The following is a 21314-nucleotide window of genomic DNA, read 5'->3' as shown; positions in this document are numbered from 1 at the left end:
AAATGGCCGCGCCGGACAGCGCAGGGGCCCGTGTAGATGAGAGCCCCTTTTTCAGGGATCAGGCCCCAGGCCGTTGCTTGCAGGGGTCCGGGCGGCTTCGCCCTACCCCCGCGGCCTGCTTACTTCAGGCTGACACGCAGGTTGGGATTGAAGTCCTCATCGGCCAGGTCGCTCAAATAATCTTGGACAAAATCCTGAACCTGGCTGTCACCCTGCTCGCCCAGGCGCTGCAGCGCCTCTTTCAGGGGCATCGTTTGCCCGCGGAGTGCCACCTGGGATGCCGTCAGGTTCAGGCCCAGGTCAATCACGGCATACTCCAGATTCTCTGCCTGCCGTGCCAGCACCATTTTTTCCAGCACGCTGCTGCCATCCTGACAGGACAACGAGAGCACCTGCTCGCCGGAGGTCAGCGCCAACTCATCGCTCTCGATCATGTCATCCACCAGGGCGCCAAACGCGCTCTCCTGGCTTGCGGCTAGGCATAACCGTTCATTCATACCGGCACTGATTTGTGCCTGGGCCGGCAGCGCAATGACAGCACACAGGACAAAAGACAAATAACGCATGGAGAAACCCTCTATCCCAAAACCCGAAAGATACAACCGTCGGTGGCGGATTATACGAATTAAACACTACATAAGTTAACCGTTATCACACATAAAGATGGATAAAAAATGACAAATGGTAGTATTTCGTCGTTCATCTATCAGTCACGAATAATTCCTAGGATGCCTGAGGCGCCCTACGAAACAGGCACAACAATTGCTTGGGGACAGAGATAAAGTAACGGGGGAAACCGATATGCAGCCGTTCCGCGAACACCGCCCAACCAACGCCCTGACCCCGGGAGCCCTGCTTCTGATGTTCTTTGGCGTGGTGCTGGCCTTGCAGGATGTGCAATGGCAACTGGTCAGCATGGCCAGCTTCCATGCCGGTGTCAGTCTGACTGCGGTGGCATTGTGTATTCATCTCTGCCGGCGCCATCGGGCCTGGCGGCTGGAATTGCTGGTGCTGGTCATGCTGGGCGTACTGCTGACGCTGGCGCCCTTGCTGCCGCCGCCCTTCCAGGACTTCTTCGAATACCTTACGCCTTGATGCCCAGGTACTGATGAATGGCCTCCCGCAGGGCGCTCAGGGACAGAGGCTTGATCAGCTGCCCGTTCATCCCGGACCGCGCTACCCGGCCGCCCAGTTCGGACACCGCGTGAGCGCTTAACGCCAGAATCTGGCAAGGGGGCCAGGATTCCCGGGCTTCACAATCGCGCATTCGCCCGGCACTGGTGAACCCGTCCATCACCGGCATATCCAGGTCCATCAATACCAGGTCGTATTCACCGGCAGCGTCCCGGAACCTTTCCAGCGCCCGGGCGCCATCCTCGGCAATATCAATCCGGCTGATACCCAGTCTCTCCAGGTAGCCCTTGGTTACCATCTGGTTCACCGGGTTATCCTCCACCACCAGCACCTGGAGAGAGGCAACGGCTTCCTCCCCGTGGACCTGTGACAGCACCGGAATACTTCTCGGCATCTGCCACCCCAGCAGCTGCTTGAGTTCGTTGACTGTCAGCACCGAACGTCGCAATAGCTGAACCTGCGGGGGCAGCCAGTTCGGCGCCTCACTGCGCATCCCGGTCAGCAGCAGAATCTGAAGAGGTACCTGGCTGATGCGCACCAACTGCAGGGTTTCCTCCAGCAAATCCTGATCCGGCATGCCATTGATCAGTAACACCCTGGCACCCTCCAGCGAACCCAGCGCCGCCAGTTGAGAGTGATTACTGACCCGTCGCACTGATTTGAATCGCGGGTCTGCTTGCAACCAGTCCGCCAGGTTGCCCTGCACGTCCCATAACCAGGCAGGAGGTGCTTCCTGCTCCACCGTGGGCACATCCTCCTTGACCGCCAGCATCTGGATACTGAAGCTGAAACGGGCGCCTTTACCGGGAGCGCTTTCCACATGGATATCGCCCCCCATCAAGCCCACCAGCTCCCGGCTGATGGACAAGCCCAGCCCCGTCCCCCCGAAACGTTTGGCGGTATCCGCCGATGCCTGGGCAAAATGCTGGAACAGTCGCGCCTGCTCTTCCTGGCTCAATCCGATACCGGTATCGCTCACCGCAAAGCTGAACAGGGGCATCTCATCACTGACCTGACGATAGGCCAATGACAGCACTACCCTGCCATTGCGGGTAAATTTAACCGCATTGCCCAACAGATTGATCAGTACCTGACGCAACCGGGTGGGATCGCCGACCACCCGTGAAGGCGTCTGACTGTCCATATCAAGGAGCACCAGCGTGCCGTTATCGCTGGCAGGCAGATTGAACATCTGGGCACATTCGGCCATCAGCAACGGCAGATCAAACTCCTCTTCCGCCAGTTGCAGTTTGCCTGCCTCAATCTTGGCGAAATCCAGCACATCATTAATCAGGGCGTTCAGGGTCCGCCCGGCACTGTCGATCAGGCTGATATATTCCTGCTGGCGGGGTGTAGGGTCGGTCTCACGCAACAACTCTGCCAGGCCAATCACACCATTAAGGGGGGTACGGATCTCGTGGCTCATGCGAGCCAGAAACTGGCCTTTCGCCTGGCTTTCCGCCCTGGCACTGATGGCACGGGAGTTGGAACGATATACCAGCAGCGCCAGCCCCAACACCAGGGCGTACAGCAACAACACCGCCAGCATCAGGAAAATGGTGTCCCTCAGTTTTTCCTGGCGCGCCTGGTCCACCAGCTTCACCGATAGTTGCACCAGACTTTCAGACAGACCTTCCAGAGATTGCATGGCATGGCGGCTGCGATCATAAGCCTGTTCCCAGCTGACCTGGACCCGGGGAGCCAGAATCAGCTCCTGCTCGGACCACAGCAGGAAGCGTTGCAGTTCATCTTTCACCAGACGCCACTGCTGCTGTAATTCAATGACCCCGGTCCGGGCGGACAGGGCCTTGATCTCGCTGTCGATGATCGACAGCTGCTGCAACAGTCGTTGCCAGGCATTTTCCAGACGACGGGCATCATTGTCGCCCAGATACCCCCCACGCTGGCTGACATAAAGCGCCAGGGCACGAATCAGACCAATATCGTTCTGCGCCTGGCGGAACGATCCCAGGGTCAGCGATAACACCTCATTGGGCTCCAGCCCCTCACCGACGGCCATATCCGACGCAATCAGCACCGACGCCAGGGCATTGGCCAGACGCTGAGCGATGCGATTGACGTTATCGTAGGGGCCCGCCACGTCTTCCAGGGGGATGCCGGTTTTCACGGTCAGGCCGGACCAGGTTTCACTGAGCAGTCCCGCCTGATCATTGAGGCCCGGAATATCCCGTTGGCGGGCTTGCTCCAGGAAAGCCTGCAGCCGGCCATCTGCCCTCGCCTCGCTGAGTTCAAAGCGGGACACGATCTCCGGGGTCTGGGCATGAATCATCACCGGAGCCAGATCACGCATATCATCCAGGGGAGAAAAGGCCGCCAGGCCGCTTTCAAAGAGTCGGAGGTCGCCTTCAAGGGTCTTGTAACCCACCAGCAGATCCAGGCGATGCTGAACAATCAGAAAAGAGGCGATGGCAAAGGGGACGGTAATGATGGCCAGCAACAGAGCCATTGCAACGCCGGTGCGCATGCCGTTATGTGATGGTCTTTCCATCCGCCTTCCCCTATAAAGGGTATTCTCACGGGGTATCTTGTATTGTGCCACCAGAACGCCACCATCACATCATGGAACCCGGAACACCTTGCCTGATGATGCCCACATTGATTGTAAAAGTTGCCCGTTTCTTACCGCTTAGCGCGCTTTTCGCCCTAATGGCCTGCCAGACCCCACCCAGCAGCGAGCCGTCCATCGATGCCCAGAAGCTGCCCAGGCTCAGCACGGACAGCAGCCAGACCGGGAGCCTGCCGGTGGCCCCCACCACCAAGGCCGTGGATCTGTCGCATTTCCGGATACCCCAGACCCTGGCGGGCCTGAAGCTGGACGGGGAAATCAGCTCCCAACGGGGCCGCACCCTGCACTACCGCAGCGAGGATAAGAAAGAACAATTGTCTCTCACACTCAGCGGGCTGCCGGCGGGCTGGGACAGCATGCCGGCGGAACGCGCTGTCGCCAGCTATTACAGTGAAGTGCGCCAACGGCGAGTAAACCAGGCCCTGCAGGACAGCGCCAACGCGCTGACCATCGTCAGCGAGACCTTGCTGGACCTGGAGGGCCAACCCTCCGCCCAGGCACAAATGCGATGGGTGGAAAAAGGCCGCCCGATCCAGAACCAGTCACTGCTGGTCACCCTGGTCGATGGGGCCTTTATCCGCATCAACAACGCCAGCTATCAACAGAATCCCCGCTGGCTACTGCAACATGGCAAGCGGGCCCTGGCCGAGTTCAAGGCGGCACAGGATAAGAGCGAATAATCCCAGGGACGAGAAGCGAGTTACGAGTCGCGAAAGGCAACCCCTCTATGCATTTCGAAACTCGTATCTCGCAACTCGCTTCTCGCCGCACCATCGCAGGAGATGCTGCAGCCTGTTAATGGTGATTCCCGCGAGGTATCCTGCCCTACCCTCAGGTGCCAAGCGCAGATCCGCCCCAGGTCGTGATGACAAGTTCCCCCTTTTCCCCCATTCAACCGGCCAGCATTGACTGGCAGGACACCACCCCGGTAGCGGTGGACTTTGACGATCCCTATTTCTCCCGGCAGGACGGCGCGTCGGAAAGTGATTACGTCTTTTTGCAGGGCAACCGCCTGACAGAGCGCTTCCGTGAGCTGCCTGCCGCCGGCACCTTTGTGATCGGTGAAACCGGCTTCGGCACCGGTCTGAATTGCCTGCTGGCCGCCCGGCAGTTTCTGGAAAACGCCCCGCACAGCGCCCGTTTGCACCTGGTCTCCGTGGAAAAGCACCCGTTACGCAAAGCGGACCTGAGCCGGGCCCTGAGCCACTGGCCACCCCTGGACGCCCTGGCACAACGATTGCTGGCAGAGTATCCCGCGCCGACCCCGGGCTTTCACCGTGTGCAGCTGCACCCCCGTGTACAGCTGACCTTGCTTTACGGCGATGCCCTGTCTCTGTGGCCACAGTTCTCCCATCCGGTGGATGCCTGGTTTCTGGACGGCTTTGCCCCGGCCCGCAACCCGGACATGTGGCACCCGGCGCTGTTTGCCCAATTGGCCAGACTGAGCCGCCCCGGTACCACCCTGGCAACCTTTACTGCCGCCGGCTTTGTCCGCCGCGGGTTGGCGGAGGCGGGCTTTGTCATGGAAAAACGCGACGGCTTCGGCCACAAACGACATATGCTGGTTGGCCGGATTGAAGGCGACCAGGCCCGGCCAGAGAGGCCTGCCCGACAGGTTCTGGTAGTCGGTGCCGGGCTCGCTGGCGCCACCACCGCCCGGGCCCTGGCTGAGCGGGGCTGCCAGGTGACGGTCTTGGATCCGGACGGCATTGCCGGTCACGCGTCCGGCAACCTGGCCGGGGTGGTCTACAGCACGCCCAGTGCCCACCTCACCCCACAGAACCGTTTCTACCAGCAAAGCTATGGTCATGCACTGCGCTGGCTGCATCGCTCAGGGTTTCCCGGCCAGGAAGCGGACGGCAACCTGAACGGCGTGATCCAGCACTATGTGGATGCGCGTCAGCAAGACAAGCTGGAACAGGCCATGGCCACCGGTGCCTGGCCCACGGAACTGCTCCAGGCCTACGGCGACAAGGCGGTGGAACTGAAGGGGGGCGGTTACCTGCGCCCGGACCGCTGGTGCCAGCATCTGCTGAAACACCCGGACATCACCCTGTTGGCGGCCCGGGTAACGGCGCTGGAGGAAGGAGCCCCCGCCAAGGTGACGCTGAGCAACGGGGAAATCCTGAGCGCCGACGCCGTGGTCCTGTGTACCGCCGGCCAGAGCCAGTCCCTGCCCGGCCTGGGCTGGTTACCGCTCAAACACATCCGTGGCCAGGTGAGCTATTGCCGAGCCACCGACGCCTCCCGTCGCTGGCAGCAGGCCCAGTGCCATGGCGGCTACCTGACACCGGCCCTGGACGATCTGCACTGCGTCGGTGCCACTTTCAAACTCCATGAAGATCATCACCATGCCACCGACGGTGACGACCAGGACAACCTGGCCCAACTGAAGCACTACCTCCCCGGCTTCTGGCAGGAGCTGGGGGGCGACCGCATCGATATCGTCGACCGACGCGTGGCGTTCCGTTGCCAGAGCATCGACTTTCTTCCCCTCTGCGGTCCCTTGCCCGTGGCCACGGACAACCCCCATCGCCCGGCACAGGGACTTTATCTCAATGTGGCCCACGGCAGCCGCGGGATTACCGGTACCCCCTTGTGTGCAGAGCTCATCGCCGACATGATCTGTGCTCAACCGCTGCCCATGGACCAGGAAATGATTGACGCCCTGGCCCCGGCCCGGTTTATTGTCCGCAAACGCAAAAAACAACCCGAGTGGATGCCATGACCCTAGTCAGCTTGCCGATTACCGCCCTCTACGCCGCCCTGAGCGGTTTCCTGATCATCGCCCTGGCCGCCAATGTGGTACGCCTTCGCCTGGGCAAGAAAGTCTCCCTGGGCGACGGTGGCCACAAGGACGTAAGCCGGGCCATTCGCGCCCACGGCAACACCATTGAATACCTTCCACTGGCACTGATTCTTATGGCCCTGCTGGAAATCAACGGTGGCGGCAGCACGGCCCTGCATAGTTACGGCATCCTGCTGGTGGGCGGCCGGATCATCTACAGCTACGGCATGCTGATCCCGCGCAGCAGCGCCAACCTGGCCCGCCAGCTGGGTGTCGTCACCTCCTGGCTGGTGATACTCGGCGCCGGTATTCAGCTGCTGGTGATTTAATAGACTGCGAGGTACGAGTTTCGAGTTGCGAAAGGCAAATCCGGCGCGCCCCGAAAGCGTGGGTTTTGACTTTCGAAACTCGCTTCTCGCAACTCGCTACCAAACGGGCGGAGATGCACTAACGTTAATATCCGCCATACGAGTTTTTTCACTGTTCACTATTAACTATTCACTATGCCCATCATCGTCCCCTGGAAAGACCTGCCCCCGGACACCCTCACCAACCTGATCGAGGAATTCGTTACCCGTGACGGCACCGACTACGGTGACCAGGAGGTTGCCACTTCCACCAAGGTGGAACAGGTCCGCACTCAGCTAAAACAGCAGGAGGCCTTTATCGTATTTGATGAGGTGACGGAGAGTGTGTCGGTAATGGGCAAGGAACAGGCGGAAGAAGCAGTTAACAGTGAATAGTTAATAGTGAACAACTCGCGAGGCCGACTTTCTGGCTTTTCAACGCAAGAGGCCGCGCCCAAAGTCTGGGCGCGGCCTCTTGCGTTTCTGAACAACAAACATGGCTTCGCGTAGCTATTCACTGTTAACTGTTAACTGTTAACTATTAACTGCCTTTCAAGCGATCGCCCCTTCCCGGGCCCACTCACAGCGCACTCTCAACGGCGCCTCGGAAGGCTCATGGCAGACCTCAGCGCTGTCCCAGACGAAGGTATGAAAGCCGGACAGCTCGGTTTCCAGGTGTACCACGGCATTGACCCAGTACATGTTCTTGAGCAGGGATTCGAACTTGGCGATCCAGTGTTCCCACTCATACTCCACCGCCAGGTAGGACATTCCAAAATGGATCACCTGGGTCTGGAAGGTGCCCCCCATCAAATCGTCGCCGGGTACAGAGAACATTTCCCGGCACAAGAAGGGCCATTCATCCGCCTGGGGAAGTTGCCGGACCGCCCGGCGGTTGTGAAAACAGTGCGCCTTGCGCTCCTGGATAGAGCCAAACGGCAGATGTTTGATACACCCGTAGACAATGGATTCGTTATCCAAGAAAACACCCCGAGAATCAGCTAACAGCCACAGGCGTCTAGCTTACAAGGACAAGCACCCCAAAATACAGGGACAGGCTTCCAAGTTTGCGCGGACAAATGGCCCATCACCCCCTGTCCCTTGCGCAGGAAGAGGAAGCCCCACTTGAGAAGCAAGCAACGCTTCCACAGCAAAAACGCTTGTTCCGATTTAACCGGGCGCAGTTAGCGCCCGCATCCGCGCATCTGGGCGGCGTAGCGGTTCGCCATGTCGGCGGTGCGGCGAGCGGCACCTTTCATCCATTTGTTGTTCTTCCAGGTGCCCCGGGCATAACCGCCATGGCCGGCATAATAGTTGAGGTACAGGTTATAGGTATCGTTGCGGGCAACACCGTTTTTTCGATGACTCTGGTAGTGATACCAACCCACAAAGCGCACCGCGTCCTTGAAATTATCCCGGTCCACACCATGGCGGCCGGTGGCGTCCTGGTACCATTGCCAGGTGGAATCCAGCGCCTGGGGATAGCCGTAGGCGGAGGAAGGTCGCTTCCAGGGGATAAAACCCAGCAGCTTGGTGCGGGGAGGCTTGGCCCGGGCATTAAAGCCGGACTCCTTGTAGATGGTCGCCATCAGCACCGGCACCGGTACACCGTATTCCTTTTCCGTGTTCTTGGCGTACTTGTACCAGTTGTTGAACCAGCCTCCTCGCTGATCAAACACCGCACAGACATTGTCTGTCTGGGTAGGCGTGCCTGCGCAGCCGCCCAGAAGCAGTGTCGCCAGCAGCAAGGTAAGGCCGATTTTCATAAGGCTCCCGGATCAATACCGTGTTGTTCGAATACGGACAGTAGCGCGGCCTCATCGCAGACCTCAACCCCCAGGGATTCGGCCTTGGCCAGCTTGGAACCGGCAGCAGCACCGGCAACCACCATGGACGTATTCTTCGACACCGAGCCCGCCACTTTGGCGCCCAACTGCTGCAGACCCTGTTTGGCCTGGTCGCGGGTGAATTGCTCCAGGGTGCCGGTGAGCACCCAGGTCTGCCCTTCCAGGGGACGGCTTTCCGCCTGGGCCGGAGCCCGCGCGGCCAGCTCGACCGCCATGGCTTCGGCTTCCTGCAAGCGAGCTTGCCAGCCGTTGTCCGCCAACGCCTTGCGCAATTGCGTCATCACCCCGGAACGCACGCCCTTCGGTTCTGCGCCAGCCCCTTCTGCGGCCCCGGCACTCAGCTCGGCCACGGTGCGATAGTGATTGCCCAGGGTTTCCAGGGACTTGTCACCGATACCGTCAAGATTCATGCCCAACCGCTTGGCGGATTTCAGCAGATGCGCCAGGGTCAGGCTGTGCACAAAGGCCGCAGAGGGTTCGCCACTGGAGTGGGGATTCACCCCGGCAGCCAGCAAACCGTCAATCACGGCTTCATTATCTGCCTCGGCAAAGAAGGCGCCGATCGCCTTGGCCACTTCCAGCCCCACATCCGGGACCGCCAGCAGCAACAGCAATGGCGCCCGACGGATACCGTCCAGATCGCCGAAACAGTCCGCCAGATTCTTGGCGGTCTCTTCACCGATCTGCAGGATCCCCAGGGCAAACAGAAAACGCCCCAGACCCACGGTCTTGGAGTCTTCCAGCGCGGCGATCAGGTTATCCGCCGATTTCTCACCCATGCGTTCCAGGCCGGCTACCTGTTCTGCTTTGAGCCGGTACAGATCCGCCACAGTGGCAATCAGCTCCTGATCCACCAGCGCATCCACCAGCTTGTCGCCCAGGCCATCAATATCCATGGCCCGGCGTGAAGCAAAGTGCTTGATGGCCTCACGCTGCTGGGCGCCACAAATCAGCCCCCCGGTGCAGCGGGCCACCACCTGGTCATCGCCACGCAGAATCTCACTGCCGCACACTGGGCAGCTGGGAGGCAGGGTAATATCCCGGGCATCCGCCGGTCGCCGCTCCGGGATGGCCCGCACTACCTTGGGAATCACATCCCCGGCCCGGTACACCACCACGGTGTCGCCGATGCGGATATCCAGGCGCCGAATTTCATCAATATTGTGCAGGGTGGCATTGCTCACGGTAACGCCGCCCACTTGCACCGGCTCCAGCCGCGCCACGGGTGTCAGGGCCCCGGTGCGCCCCACCTGCCAGTCCACGCCATTCAGCACGGTGAGCTCTTCTGAAGGTGGATATTTGAGGGCTGCGGCCCAAGCTGGCTCACGTGCGCGAAATCCTGCTATTTCCTGCAACTCAACATCATTTACCTTAAAAACAACACCATCAATGTCATAAGGTAACTCCTTTCTTTTACTACCTATCTCGTCAAAATACTTTAAGCACTCGTCTACGCCTTTAGCTCTTCTAATTTCCTTCGCGACCTTGAAACCTAACTTTTCAAGATAAGTAAGTCGCGTTCTCTGCTTATCTGGAACCGTCCCACCTTCATAGAAGCCAATTCCATAGGTATTAAACTCTAATGGCCGAGTTGCTGCAGTTTGGGAAGAAAGCAAACGAATACTGCCTGCTGCCAAGTTTCTTGGGTTCGCAAAAGTTTTTTGGCCTTCTTTTTCTAGTCTTTCATTCAAGAGATTAAACTTGTGCTTTGTTACGCAAACCTCACCCCTAACCTCAAGGGTTTTCGGCCAGCCTTGCCCCTGCAACCTAAGAGGGATTGATCTTACCGTCCGTGCATTTAGGGTAATATTTTCACCCTCTTGACCATCACCTCGTGTAGCTGCCTGAACCAGTTCACCTTTTTCATAAAGCAAACTTACAGCCAATCCATCAAACTTCAGCTCACAACAATACTCAACTTCCTCATGATCACTACCAAAGAGGTCAATATTCTTTGATTTTTTATCAAACAGTGATCGCAGCCTATTATCAAAAGCGATAAGTTGTTCTCGCTCAGTCAAAGTTTGCAAGCTGAGCATAGGCAACCGATGCTGGACGGTCTCGAACGCTTCTAGCGGAGGGCTCCCTACCCGAGCAGTGGGCGAGTTTGGTGTTCGAATTGATGGAAAGCGTTCTTCTAGATCTTGAAGCTCCCTAAATGCCCGATCATATTCCGAATCTGGTACAAGAGGATCGTCAAGGCTGTAGTAGTGAAAAGACCATTTGTGCAGCCTTTCATGGAGCTTTTTAACTTGAAGTGAGACCTCCAGCGGCACATCCCCCACCCGCTGGGTGGGCGAATCCGGGGAAACCAGCGATGGATGCTCTTCTTCCAGCGCCTGCAATTCACGATAAATGCGGTCGTACTCCGCATCCGGCACCGCCGGATCATCCAGCACGTAATAGCGATAGGACCAGTCGTTGAGCTGGTCGCGCAGGGATTGGGCTTTCTGGAGGATGTCTTGGGAAGGCTGGCTCACGGGACGGAGTATTCCTGTGTCTTGTCTTTTATAGGAGGTTGCTTGAGACGAGAACCGGCGCTGTATCGGTGTTGCCGTCTTTCACCGCTTCGCGCCTCATACCCGCAGGGCACAGAGAGCGGCGCTCCTACGGTGCCATATCATACGTAGGGTGCAGCCCGCAATGGGCAATGGAGTCTCGAGGTACGAGTAACAAATCGCGAAAACCTGTTGTATTTCGCGTCTCGAAACTCGTCACTCGCTACTGTTCTTACGCGCTCGGCACCCGCTGACGGCGCTCGAATTCCTGCACCCGCTGACGCAGGTGTTCCATGGTCTGCGGCGTCAGTACGCTGTGTTGTTCGTCCTTCAGGTCGCCCTCCAACTCGCTGGCCAGACGGCGGCAGATGGACAACATCTTGTCCAGCGCCCCCAGGGCATCCGTCGGCCCGGGCAGTTTCAGGAAGAAGGTCACACCGGCAAAGGTCTTCTCTTCCATGGTGTCCAGGTCGAAGGTGCCCGGCTCCACCGCATTGGCCATGGAGAACTGCAACTCGTCACGGCCGTCCAGGCTCACATGGCGATGGAAGATGTTCATCTGCCCATAGCGCAAACCGGATTCCAGCAACAGTCGCAGCAGGTCGTTACCGGCAAACGGCGCACCACGCTGGGCAATCAGGTGAACCACGATCACTTCCAGCACCGGCTGGGGTTCGCGGTGACGTTCCGGTTTTCTCTCCGGCTTTCTTTCCGGTTTCTGTTCCACCACTTTCGTTTCCACCGGTCGCGACTCCACCGCCGGTTTGGCCGGTTCACGGGGAGGCTCTGGCTGTCGCTCCGGTTCGCGGTATTGCGGGGCCGGGGCCTGATCCGCCGGTGCCGGCTCAGGCTCCCGGTCGCCGTCAAACAGACTTTGCTGCTCAGCGGTGGCGGGCGGATTCACCTCTTCGTCCGGCTCCATCATGGTGGGCGGCGCTTCGGCCCGCTGCTGCGAGTCCATTTCCATGGCCCGGCGCACCACGCGGGCGGTGCCGATCAGCTCCGGGTTATAGTCGCTTTTCTCGGCTTCTTCTTCCTGGGCATCCCGGTAACGCGGGTCGATACGCATACGCAGTCTGCCCTGCCGCTCCCGGATCATACGACGGACACCATCCGCCAGGATCAGCAGGATCAGAATAACCAGAATGCCAATCAGTGTTTCCAGATTCAGGCCCATTGCCTCATCTTCCTTGCTTGCGCTGAAGTGCCACCATTACGGACAGCACCGGATTGCCTTACATAGCCGCCATTTCGGCAGCTTCTTCCACATCGACCGACACCAGACGGGACACACCAGGCTCATGCATGGTGACCCCCATCAGGGTAGCAGCCATCTCCATCGCAATCTTGTTATGAGTAATGTAGATGAATTGTACTTTTGCGGACATTTCCGACACCAGGTTACAGAAACGACCCACGTTCGCATCGTCCAGCGGCGCGTCCACCTCATCGAGCAGACAGAAAGGCGCCGGGTTGAGCTGGAAGATACTGAATACCAGGGACAGGGCGGTCAGTGCCTTCTCCCCCCCTGACAACAGATGAATGGTGCTGTTCCGCTTGCCCGGGGGCCGCGCCATGATCGTCACACCGGTATCCAGCAGATCGTCGCCGGTGAGCTCCAGGTAGGCGTGACCGCCGCCGAACACCTTGGGAAACAGTTCCTGCAGGCCCCGGTTGATGCGGTCGAAGTATTCCTTGAAGCGCGCCCGGGTTTCCCGGTCGATCTTGCGAATGGCGTTTTCCAGGGTGTTGAGCGCGTCTTCCAGGTCCGCGTTCTGGCTGTCCAGGTAGTTTTTGCGCTCGGACTGCTGCTGGTATTCGTCGATGGCCGCCAGGTTGATCTGGCCCAGCCGTGAAATGCGCTGGCCGATCATGTCCATTTCCCGGGCCCATTCCTGCTCGTTGGCGTCCTCGGGCAGGTTTTCCAGCACCGTATCCAGGTCGAAGTTGTGCTCGCCCAGCTGCTCGGCCACGGTCTGGCGGCGGGTGGTCAGGTCCTGCCACTGCATCCGCTTTTGATCCATGGTGCTGCGGATTTCCTGGGCCTGGCGCTCGAACTGGCCGCGCTGGCCTTCCAGGTTGCGCATCTCGTGGTCCACCGCTTCCAGTTCCCGGCGGGCCTCGGTGAGCTTGTGCTCCGCTTCCAGGCGCACTTCCAGTTTTTCTTCCAGCTGCATCTGCAGCTCGGTGCCTGGCTCGTCGCCCTCGTTGGTCTGCTCTTCCAGCAGCGCCTTGCGCTCGGCCAGGGCCTGTACCTGGGATTCCAGCCGACTCAGGTTCTGGCGCAGGGAATCCGCCTGGGTGCGGGCACCCTGCACTTCCATGGCCAGATGGTGGGACTGGTCACGGGCATGGCGGGCCTTCTGGCGTGCCTCGTCCAGGCGCAGACGCAGCTCATCGCGGCGGGACAGCAATGCCTCGCGCTGGCCGCTGTCCGCCTCCATGGCGTCCAGCGCTTCCGCCAGCACCGCCCGGGCCTCTTTCATCTGTTCCTGTTCCTGGGCGTGCTGCTCGTTGGCTTCTTCCAGCTCACGGCCCAGGCGCTCGCGGCGCATGGTGATCTGTTCCAGGCGCACCTGACGGGCGCTGACCTGGGCATTGATCTCGCCCAGCTCCCGGTTGATACGGCTGGCCTGGCGCTGTACCTCTTCGCGCTCTTCCTCCAGCTCGCCGATCTGCTCGCGGGTGCTTTCCAGTTGTTCCTTCAGGTCGTCCACGGTGGCCTGCAGGGTGTCGATCTCGCCCTCCAGCTGATCCAGCTCGCGGCGGCGCTCGAGCACACCGGCTTCCTGGTCTTCTTCTTTGGCCACTTTCAGCCAGTCCGGGCCCAGCCAGATACCGTCGCGGGTGACCACGGATTCGTAGGCGTCCAGTTGACCGCGCAGGGCCAGAGCAGCGTTGAGATCATCGGCCACGTAGACCCCGGCCAGCAGGCCTTCCGGCACCTGTCCCTGAACGTGATCACGGAGCAGTTTGCCCTTGCTGCCTGAGCCCTTCACCGAGGCCGGGCTGACCAGGGCCAGGCGGCCATGGGACAGATCGCCCAGCCAGTCGCTGACCTGATCCAGGCCGCTGATCGCCACCGCCTGAATGCTGTCGCCCAGCACCGCTTCCAGGGCCTTTTCCCAGCCCTCGTCCACCTGCACCTGATCGGCCAGGCGGGGCTCTGCGTCCAGTTCGTGGCGGTTAAGCCAGTCGCTCACCGCGCCGTCGTCGCCCATGGCAGCCTTTTGCAGGGCTTCCAGGGAGGTGCGGCGGCCCTTCAGGGTCTGCAGTTTCTCGCGGGCTTCGTCCAGCTGCCGGCCACGGTCGCCGTTTTCCCGGCGCATGCGGTTGATGTCTTCCTGCAGGGATTCACTGCGCAGTTCGTTTTCTTCCGACTGGCCGCGATACTGCTCTACCTGCTCTTCCAGCTGGCGCATTTCCTGGGCCAGCGGGCCGGAATCCAGGGATTCCTGCTCTTTTCTGAGGCGCTCGATGCGGTCCTTCAGGCGATCCTGGGATTTTTCCAGGTGCTGGATACGGGACTGCTCCACCTCGGCCTGGCGGCGGGATTCGCCGGACTTGCCGTTGAATTCCTCCCACTCCTGCTGCCAGTTCTGCATGGTTTCTTCGGCCAGGGCCAGGGCCTCGGCGGAGGCTTCCTGCTGCTCGCTGATCAGCTCCAGCTCCGGCTCACGCTCGGCCAGAATGGCGTCCAGTTCCGCCACCTTCTCGCTGTCCACCCGCAGGTGCTCATCGGATTCCTGCCAGCTGGCCTTGATCTGATCCAGCTCTTCATAGAGCTGCTGCTTGCGTTCACGCTGGTGCTGGATGCTCTGTTCCAGCCGGGCCACTTCCGCGCCCAGGGCATAGAAATGCTGCTGCACCTGGTTGAAGTGTTCCTGCACCTCGTGGTGCTTCTCACGCAGGCGCTCCACTTCTGCGTCCACATGGCGCTGCTCGGCCACCTTGGCTTCCATGGACACATCCAGCTCGCCGATCACGTGGTCGAGCTGCTTGACCTGGCCATCCAGGCCTTTCCAGCGCAGGGCCTTGAGCTGGGCGCCCTTGAGGCGCTCCTCTTCCTTGTACTGCTTGTACTTTTCCGCCGCGCTGGCCTGGCGGCTGAGGCGCTCCAACTGGCGCTCCAGCTCGTCACGGATATCGGTGAGGCGCTCCAGGTTTTCCCGGGTGCGGCGGATGCGGTTCTCGGTCTCGCGGCGGCGAGCCTTGTATTTGGAGATCCCCGCCGCTTCCTCAATGTAGACCCGCAGCTCTTCCGGCTTGGCCTCGATCAGCCGGGAAATCATCCCCTGCTCGATGATGGCGTAGCTGCGCGGGCCCAGGCCGGTGCCCAGGAAGATGTCGGAAATGTCCTTGCGGCGGCATTTGGTGCCGTTGAGGAAATAGTTGGACTGGCCGTCGCGGGTCACCTGCCGCTTCACCGAGATTTCGTTGAACTTGCCGTATTCGCCGGTAACGGTGGCGTCGGAGTTGTCGAAGATCAGCTCGATGGAGGCCTGGGCCACGGGCTTGCGGGCATTGGAGCCATTGAAGATCACGTCTGCCATGGACTCGCCACGCAGGTGCTTGGCGGAGGACTCCCCCATCACCCAGCGGACCGCATCAATGATATTGGACTTCCCACACCCGTTGGGCCCCACCACAGCGGTGAGATTCTCCGGGAAATTGGTGGTGGTAGGGTCCACAAAGGATTTGAACCCGGCCAGTTTTATGGATTTCAGTCGCATAGTGTCTGCTTAAACTCGGGCCAACAGGCCAAAAATTGGGCGAAAACAGGGATTTTCGCCGCCCCCTGAAGCGATTACGGCGCACCGTGGGCATTAAAGGGGGTAAGTCTAGCGACAACCCGGACTGAATTCATCAGCCGCAACGCCCTGTTTACAATAAGGCCAAGAATACCGGGCCCCTCCGGGCGCCATGGCTGCATGGCGATATTGCCGTCGGCGGGCGATTCGCCATGCGAGCATGGGCTCCTACAAGGGCTCGGGGCGAATTGAAAACAAGTGCAAAAGCCGGGCCCCGTTCACACGCTCTGCCCACCCCTTCCCTCCACCGCCCCCCGTTGGAGCCTTGCTCGCAAGGCGAAGAGCTCCCGGCCAAGGCGTTCGCCTTGCAAGCAAGGCTCCAACAGTGGACCAGTGGCTCGGAAACGGGGGCTACCTGACCCTGATAGCCCTTCGCCTTGCGAGCAAGGCTCCAACGGTACGGGAGGATGGGACTTCCCAGCAGGGGCTTTCCCTTTTCACTTTCTGCTTGTAGCTTGTAGCTTGTAGCTGCTTTCTCACAGCCAAGGATTTGCCGTGTCTCAAGTTGCCGATGCCATCAGCTATCTCAAACGCAGTGTCACCATGGCGAAAAGCCGGGAGCTGCGGGTCTATGTGGTAGTCCCACTGATCTTCAACATCGTTGTCTTCGGTGGCCTCTACTGGCTCAGCGGCAGCTGGATCGCCGGCTGGATCGCCTCGGCCACGGCAGACTGGGCACTGACCGGCTCGCTGAGCTTCCTCAACGAGGCCCTGCACTTCCTCATCGACGCGGCCATTATCCTGGTCTGGATCCTGCTGTTGGCCCTGTTCGCCAGCGTCTTTTCCATCGGCGTACAGCTGATTGCGGCGCCCTTCATGGGCTTCCTGGCGGAGCAGGTGGATATCCAGACCACCGGCCACCCCATGCCCGACGAATCCATTCCGGCCATGATCGTGCGTACTTTCAAACGGGAAATACGCAAGACCTGGTACTGGCTGTGGCGGGCAGTGCTGATTCTGTTTGTGGTGATGGTGGTCTACTTCATCCCGGTGATAAACGTGTTCGCTTCGGTGATCTGGTTCCTGTGGTCCGGCTGGCTGCTGGCCATGCAGTACATCGATTTCGGTGCCGATAACCGCCAGGTGCCCTTCGAGGTGATGCTGGAGCGCCTGAAAACCAAACGCTGGCTGGTGCTCACCTTCGGCGCCGTGGTCATGGGCCTGACCATGCTGCCGCTGGTGAACCTGTTCATCATGCCGGTGGCGGTGATTGCCGGGACGTTGATCTGGGTGGAGGAATTGGCACCGCAAACCCCGGAACCCTCCACGAAGCCGCTGTAGGAGCGCCTCTCGAGGCGCGAATCCGAGCCCTGGCGAGGAAACGACGCGACGAAAAACCTGATCTCTCTAGATAGACCTGTCACGCGGTGATATTCCTGATCGCCCTGCGGGCGATTTCCTTGCTGCGCAAGGTTCGCGCCTCAAGAGGCGCTCCTACAGCGACCTTGTAGAAACGTTACCGCATGAATCCAAGCTCGCGCAGCTGATGAATCCTGTCCCTTGTCGCCGCCGCGTCCTCGAATTCCAGGTTCTTGGCGTGCTCCATCATCTTGTTTTCCAGGGCCTTGATCTCGCGGGCCACTTCCGCCGGGGACATGGCTTCGTATTTCGAGGCTGACTCGGCCACCTTCTTGCCCTTGTCGCCCTTGTCGCCCTTGTATTTGCGGTCGAAACGGCTGCCGCCGCTATCGTCCATGATGTCGCGAATCTTCTTGTTGAGCTTCTGCGGCGTGATGCCGTGCTCCTTGTTGAAGGCTTCCTGTTTCTCCCGGCGGCGGTCGGTCTCGCCGATGGCCCGCTCCATGGAACCGGTCATCTTGTCCGCATAGAGAATGGCGCGGCCTTCCACGTTCCGCGCTGCCCGGCCAATGGTCTGGATCAGCGAGCGGTCCGAGCGCAGGAAGCCCTCCTTGTCCGCATCCAGAATGGCCACCAGCGCCACCTCGGGCATATCCAGGCCCTCACGCAGCAGGTTGATACCCACCAGCACGTCGAATTTGCCCAGCCGGAGGTCGCGGATGATCTCCACCCGCTCCACGGTGTCGATGTCCGAGTGCAGATAACGCACCTTGATGCCGTGCTCGTTCAGGTACTCGGTCAGATCCTCGGCCATGCGCTTGGTGAGCGTAGTCACCAACACCCGCTCCCCCTTGGCGATGCATTCCTTGGCCTCACCCAGCAGGTCGTCCACCTGGGTGGTTGCCGGGCGGATCTCGATCCTCGGGTCCACCAGGCCGGTGGGCCGCACCACCTGTTCCACTACCTGGCCGGCATATTTTTGCTCGTAGGGGCCCGGGGTGGCGGATACGAACACCATCTGCGGCGCCAGCCGCTCCCACTCCTCGAATTTGAGGGGGCGGTTATCCATGGCCGAAGGCAACCGGAAGCCGAAGCTCACCAGGGTTTCCTTGCGCGAACGGTCGCCCTTGTACATGGCGCCCAGCTGGGGAATGGTCACGTGGGACTCATCCGCGATCAGCAGGGCATCCTCCGGCAGATAGTCGAACAGGGTCGGCGGCGCCTCACCCGGGGCACGGCCAGAGAACAGCCGGGAATAGTTTTCCACCCCGTTGCAGTAGCCCAGTTCCTGCAGCATCTCGATGTCGAAACGGGTGCGCTGCTCCAGCCGCTGGGCTTCCACCAGCTTGTTCTGCTCCTTGAGCTCGGCCAACCGCTCAGTGAGCTCTTCCTTGATTATCTCGATGGCCTTGAGCACGGTCTCCCGGGGCGTCACGTAATGGCTCTTGGGGTAAACGGTAATGCGCCCTACCCGCCTGATCACCTCACCGGTGAGCGGGTCGAAGATGCTGATGGTTTCCACCTCGTCATCGAACAATTCGATGCGAACCGCCTCTTTTTCCTCTTCCGCCGGAAAAATATCGATCACATCACCGCGCACCCGATAGGTGGCGCGGCGGAAATCCATCTCGTTGCGGGTGTACTGCAGCTCCGCCAGCCGGCGCAGCAGTTCGCGCTGGTCAATACGGTCACCGCGCACCAGGTGCAGCACCATGGCGTGGTAACTGGCCGGGTCGCCCAGACCGTAGATGGCGGACACGGTGGCCACGATGATGGTGTCCGGCCGCTCCAGAATGGCCTTGGTGGCGGACAGCCGCATCTGCTCGATCTGCTCGTTCACCGAGGCATCCTTCTCGATGAAGGTGTCTGAGCTCGGCACATAGGCTTCCGGCTGGTAGTAGTCGTAGTAGGAAACGAAGTACTCCACCGCGTTTTCCGGAAAGAACTCCTTGAACTCCCCGTACAACTGGGCCGCCAGCGTCTTGTTGGGCGCCATGATGAGGGTGGGCCGTCCGGTCTCCTGGATCACATTGGCCATGGTGAAGGTCTTGCCGGACCCGGTGACCCCCAACAGAGTCTGGTGGCCCAGGCCGTCATTGATCCCTTCGATCAACTGGGCAATAGCTTTCGGCTGATCACCGGCGGGTTGGTAATCGGAATGGAGCTTGAAAAGGCTTTCGGACATGGGTGTCGAGTCTCTTGCTGCAATAGCTTACCGCGGGCATTCGCGATGCAAGCATCGCTTCCCACAAAATACCTGTTGTTTTCCCTGTGGGAAGCGATGCTTGCATCGCGAATCGGCCTTTCTCATGAGGCCGGGGAATACGGGACATCCACCACAACCTCCGGTATAATCCACTCCCCTTTCTGCGCCAAAAGCGCAGCCAATACGACTCTTTAGACGAATGAGGAGTGCATGTCCGATATCAGCCTTTCCGACCGCGTACAACGCATCAAGCCGTCCCCTACCCTGGCCATCACCGCCAAAGCCGGTGAACTTCGTGCACAGGGAAAAGACATTATTGGGCTGGGTGCTGGTGAGCCGGATTTCGATACCCCGGATCATATCAAACAAGCCGCCATTGAAGCGATCAACGCCGGCAAGACCAAGTATACCCCGGTAGACGGCACTCCCGGCCTGAAAAAGGCCATCATCGACAAGTTTAAGCGCGACAACAGCCTGGACTACGAGCCCAACCAGATCCTGGTGTCCAGCGGCGGCAAACAGTCTTTCTTCAACATGGCCCTGGCCCTGCTGAACGACGGCGACGAAGCCATCATTCCCGCCCCCTACTGGGTGAGCTACCCGGATATGGTGCTGGTTGCCGGCGGCGTACCCAAGGTACTCGAAACCGACGTGAACAGCCGGTTCAAGATCACCCCGGAACAGCTGGAAGCGGCGATCACGCCGAAAACCCGTCTGTTCGTGATCAACAGCCCGTCCAACCCCTCCGGCATGGCCTACTCCATCGAAGAGCTGGCCGCCCTGGGTGAAGTGCTGAAGAATCACCCGGACATCATCATCGCCACCGATGACATGTACGAGCACATCCTGTGGACCGGCAAGCCGTTCGTGAACATCGTCAACGCCTGCCCGGAGCTGTACGACCGCACCGTGGTCATGAATGGCGTTTCCAAGGCCTACTCCATGACCGGCTGGCGCATCGGCTATGCCGGCGGTCCGCAGAAGCTGATCGCGGCCATGAAGAAGGTCCAGTCCCAGTCCACCTCCAACCCGGCCTCCATCAGCCAGGCAGCGGCAGAAGCCGCGCTGGCCGGCGAACAGGGTTGCGTGGACGAGATGGTCAAAGCGTTCAAGGAGCGCCACGACTACCTGACCGCAGCACTGGATGCCCTGCCCGGCGTGAAATGCGCCCAGGGTGACGGCACCTTCTATGCCTTCCCGGACTTCTCCGAAGCCATTGCCAACCTGGACGGCGTGGAATCCGACACCGACCTGGCCGCCCTGCTGCTGGAAACCGCCGAAGTGGCGCTGGTACCCGGTTCCGCCTTCGGCGCACCCGGCTGCATGCGCCTGTCCTTCGCCGTCGGTATGGACACCCTGAAAGAAGCCATTCGCCGTATCGAGCAAGCATTGGCTAAATAAGCAACAAACGCGCCTCCGGGGTGTTGACGACCCCGGAAGGCGTCACTAATATACGCGCCTCAAGACATTCCGCCTTAGCTCAGTTGGTAGAGCAAATGACTGTTAATCATTGGGTCGCTGGTTCGAGCCCAGCAGGCGGAGCCAAATAAGAGAAGGGCTTATCCACCGGGTAAGCCCTTTTTCTTTGCCCCAATGATTGGGCGCCCTGCGGCCGCCGGTTAATCATTGGTGAATTCAGCGAATTCACCTAGTTCGAGCCCAGCAGGCGGAGCCAAATAGAAAGGGCCTACCCATCGGGTAGGCCCTTTTCCCTTTTCCTTTGTCCCAATGATTGGTCGCCCTGCGGTCGACGGTTAATCATTGGTGAATTCAGCGAATTCACCTGGTTCGAGCCCA

Annotated in this window: 15 protein-coding genes and 1 tRNA gene; 8 read left to right on the top strand and 8 right to left on the bottom strand. The window is 59.9% G+C overall.

The annotated features are described in order from the left end of the window. Positions 1-119 precede the first annotated feature (119 nt). Entirely contained in the window at positions 120-566 is a 447-nt protein-coding gene (locus tag A0251_RS08735; RefSeq protein ID WP_062816471.1) for a hypothetical protein, read from the bottom strand. 235 nt (positions 567-801) lie between these two features. Here A0251_RS08735 and A0251_RS08730 point away from each other — a divergent pair, with 235 nt between their 5' ends. Then, positions 802-1095 (top strand): hypothetical protein, encoded by a 294-nt coding sequence (locus tag A0251_RS08730; protein ID WP_062816470.1) that lies wholly within the window; start codon positions 802-804, stop codon positions 1093-1095. Here the strand turns inward: A0251_RS08730 and A0251_RS08725 are convergent. Then, the gene (locus tag A0251_RS08725) at positions 1085-3643 is read right to left on the bottom strand and encodes an ATP-binding protein (protein ID WP_062816469.1); all 2559 of its coding nucleotides are present in this window, start codon (positions 3641-3643) and stop codon (positions 1085-1087) included. The two genes, A0251_RS08730 and A0251_RS08725, sit on opposite strands and share 11 nt — an antisense overlap. Before the next feature lie 95 nt (positions 3644-3738). On the opposite strand from A0251_RS08725, the gene A0251_RS08720 reads away from it, so the two are divergent. From A0251_RS08720 to A0251_RS08705, 4 genes are all read left to right on the top strand, one after another. Further along, complete coding sequence (locus A0251_RS08720; protein WP_062816468.1) at positions 3739-4401, top strand: hypothetical protein; 663 nt, start codon at positions 3739-3741, stop codon at positions 4399-4401. A gap of 185 nt (positions 4402-4586) precedes the next feature. After that, positions 4587-6449, top strand: coding sequence for a bifunctional tRNA (5-methylaminomethyl-2-thiouridine)(34)-methyltransferase MnmD/FAD-dependent 5-carboxymethylaminomethyl-2-thiouridine(34) oxidoreductase MnmC (gene mnmC / locus A0251_RS08715; RefSeq protein ID WP_062816467.1), 1863 nt, complete (start codon positions 4587-4589; stop codon positions 6447-6449). Continuing rightward, entirely contained in the window at positions 6446-6838 is a 393-nt protein-coding gene (locus A0251_RS08710) for an MAPEG family protein (RefSeq protein ID WP_062816466.1), read from the top strand. The genes mnmC and A0251_RS08710 overlap by 4 nt, the downstream gene beginning before the upstream one ends. A gap of 174 nt (positions 6839-7012) precedes the next feature. Continuing rightward, entirely contained in the window at positions 7013-7252 is a 240-nt protein-coding gene (locus A0251_RS08705; RefSeq protein WP_062816465.1) for a YheU family protein, read from the top strand. Between the two features lie 156 nt (positions 7253-7408). Here A0251_RS08705 and A0251_RS08700 read toward each other — a convergent pair whose 3' ends face one another. The 5 genes from A0251_RS08700 to smc form a co-directional block, all read right to left on the bottom strand. Further along, positions 7409-7837, bottom strand: a complete 429-nt coding sequence (locus A0251_RS08700; RefSeq protein ID WP_062816464.1) for a hypothetical protein — start codon at positions 7835-7837, stop codon at positions 7409-7411. 203 nt (positions 7838-8040) lie between these two features. Beyond that, the gene (locus A0251_RS08695) at positions 8041-8622 is read right to left on the bottom strand and encodes a transglycosylase SLT domain-containing protein (protein WP_062816463.1); all 582 of its coding nucleotides are present in this window, start codon (positions 8620-8622) and stop codon (positions 8041-8043) included. Continuing rightward, positions 8619-11162, bottom strand: a complete 2544-nt coding sequence (gene ligA, locus A0251_RS08690; protein WP_082810824.1) for an NAD-dependent DNA ligase LigA — start codon at positions 11160-11162, stop codon at positions 8619-8621. Before ligA ends, A0251_RS08695 begins: the two co-directional genes overlap by 4 nt. A gap of 271 nt (positions 11163-11433) precedes the next feature. Continuing rightward, a complete protein-coding gene (zipA, locus tag A0251_RS08685; RefSeq protein ID WP_062816462.1) occupies positions 11434-12378 on the bottom strand; it encodes a cell division protein ZipA in 945 nt (314 codons plus the stop codon). 58 nt (positions 12379-12436) lie between these two features. Continuing rightward, positions 12437-15934, bottom strand: coding sequence for a chromosome segregation protein SMC (smc, locus tag A0251_RS08680; RefSeq protein WP_062816461.1), 3498 nt, complete (start codon positions 15932-15934; stop codon positions 12437-12439). A gap of 573 nt (positions 15935-16507) precedes the next feature. Here smc and cysZ point away from each other — a divergent pair. After that, positions 16508-17293, top strand: a complete 786-nt coding sequence (cysZ, locus tag A0251_RS08675; protein WP_062816460.1) for a sulfate transporter CysZ — start codon at positions 16508-16510, stop codon at positions 17291-17293. Positions 17294-17468: 175 nt separating this feature from the next. Here the strand turns inward: cysZ and uvrB are convergent, their stop codons facing one another. After that, on the bottom strand, positions 17469-19496 hold the full coding sequence (uvrB, locus tag A0251_RS08670) for an excinuclease ABC subunit UvrB (protein WP_062816459.1): 2028 nt from the start codon (positions 19494-19496) through the stop codon (positions 17469-17471). 231 nt (positions 19497-19727) lie between these two features. Here uvrB and A0251_RS08665 point away from each other — a divergent pair, with 231 nt between their 5' ends. Then, positions 19728-20918: a pyridoxal phosphate-dependent aminotransferase gene (locus A0251_RS08665; protein ID WP_062816458.1), complete on the top strand. Its 1191-nt coding sequence runs from the start codon at positions 19728-19730 to the stop codon at positions 20916-20918. Positions 20919-20986: 68 nt separating this feature from the next. Further along, a tRNA-Asn gene (locus tag A0251_RS08660) sits at positions 20987-21062 on the top strand. Positions 21063-21314: the final 252 nt, after the last annotated feature.

Origin of the sequence: Alcanivorax sp. NBRC 102024, from assembly GCF_001602235.1 — a bacterium.
GTDB lineage: Bacteria > Pseudomonadota > Gammaproteobacteria > Pseudomonadales > Alcanivoracaceae > Alcanivorax.
This window is presented reverse-complemented; position numbering and strand designations above follow the sequence as displayed.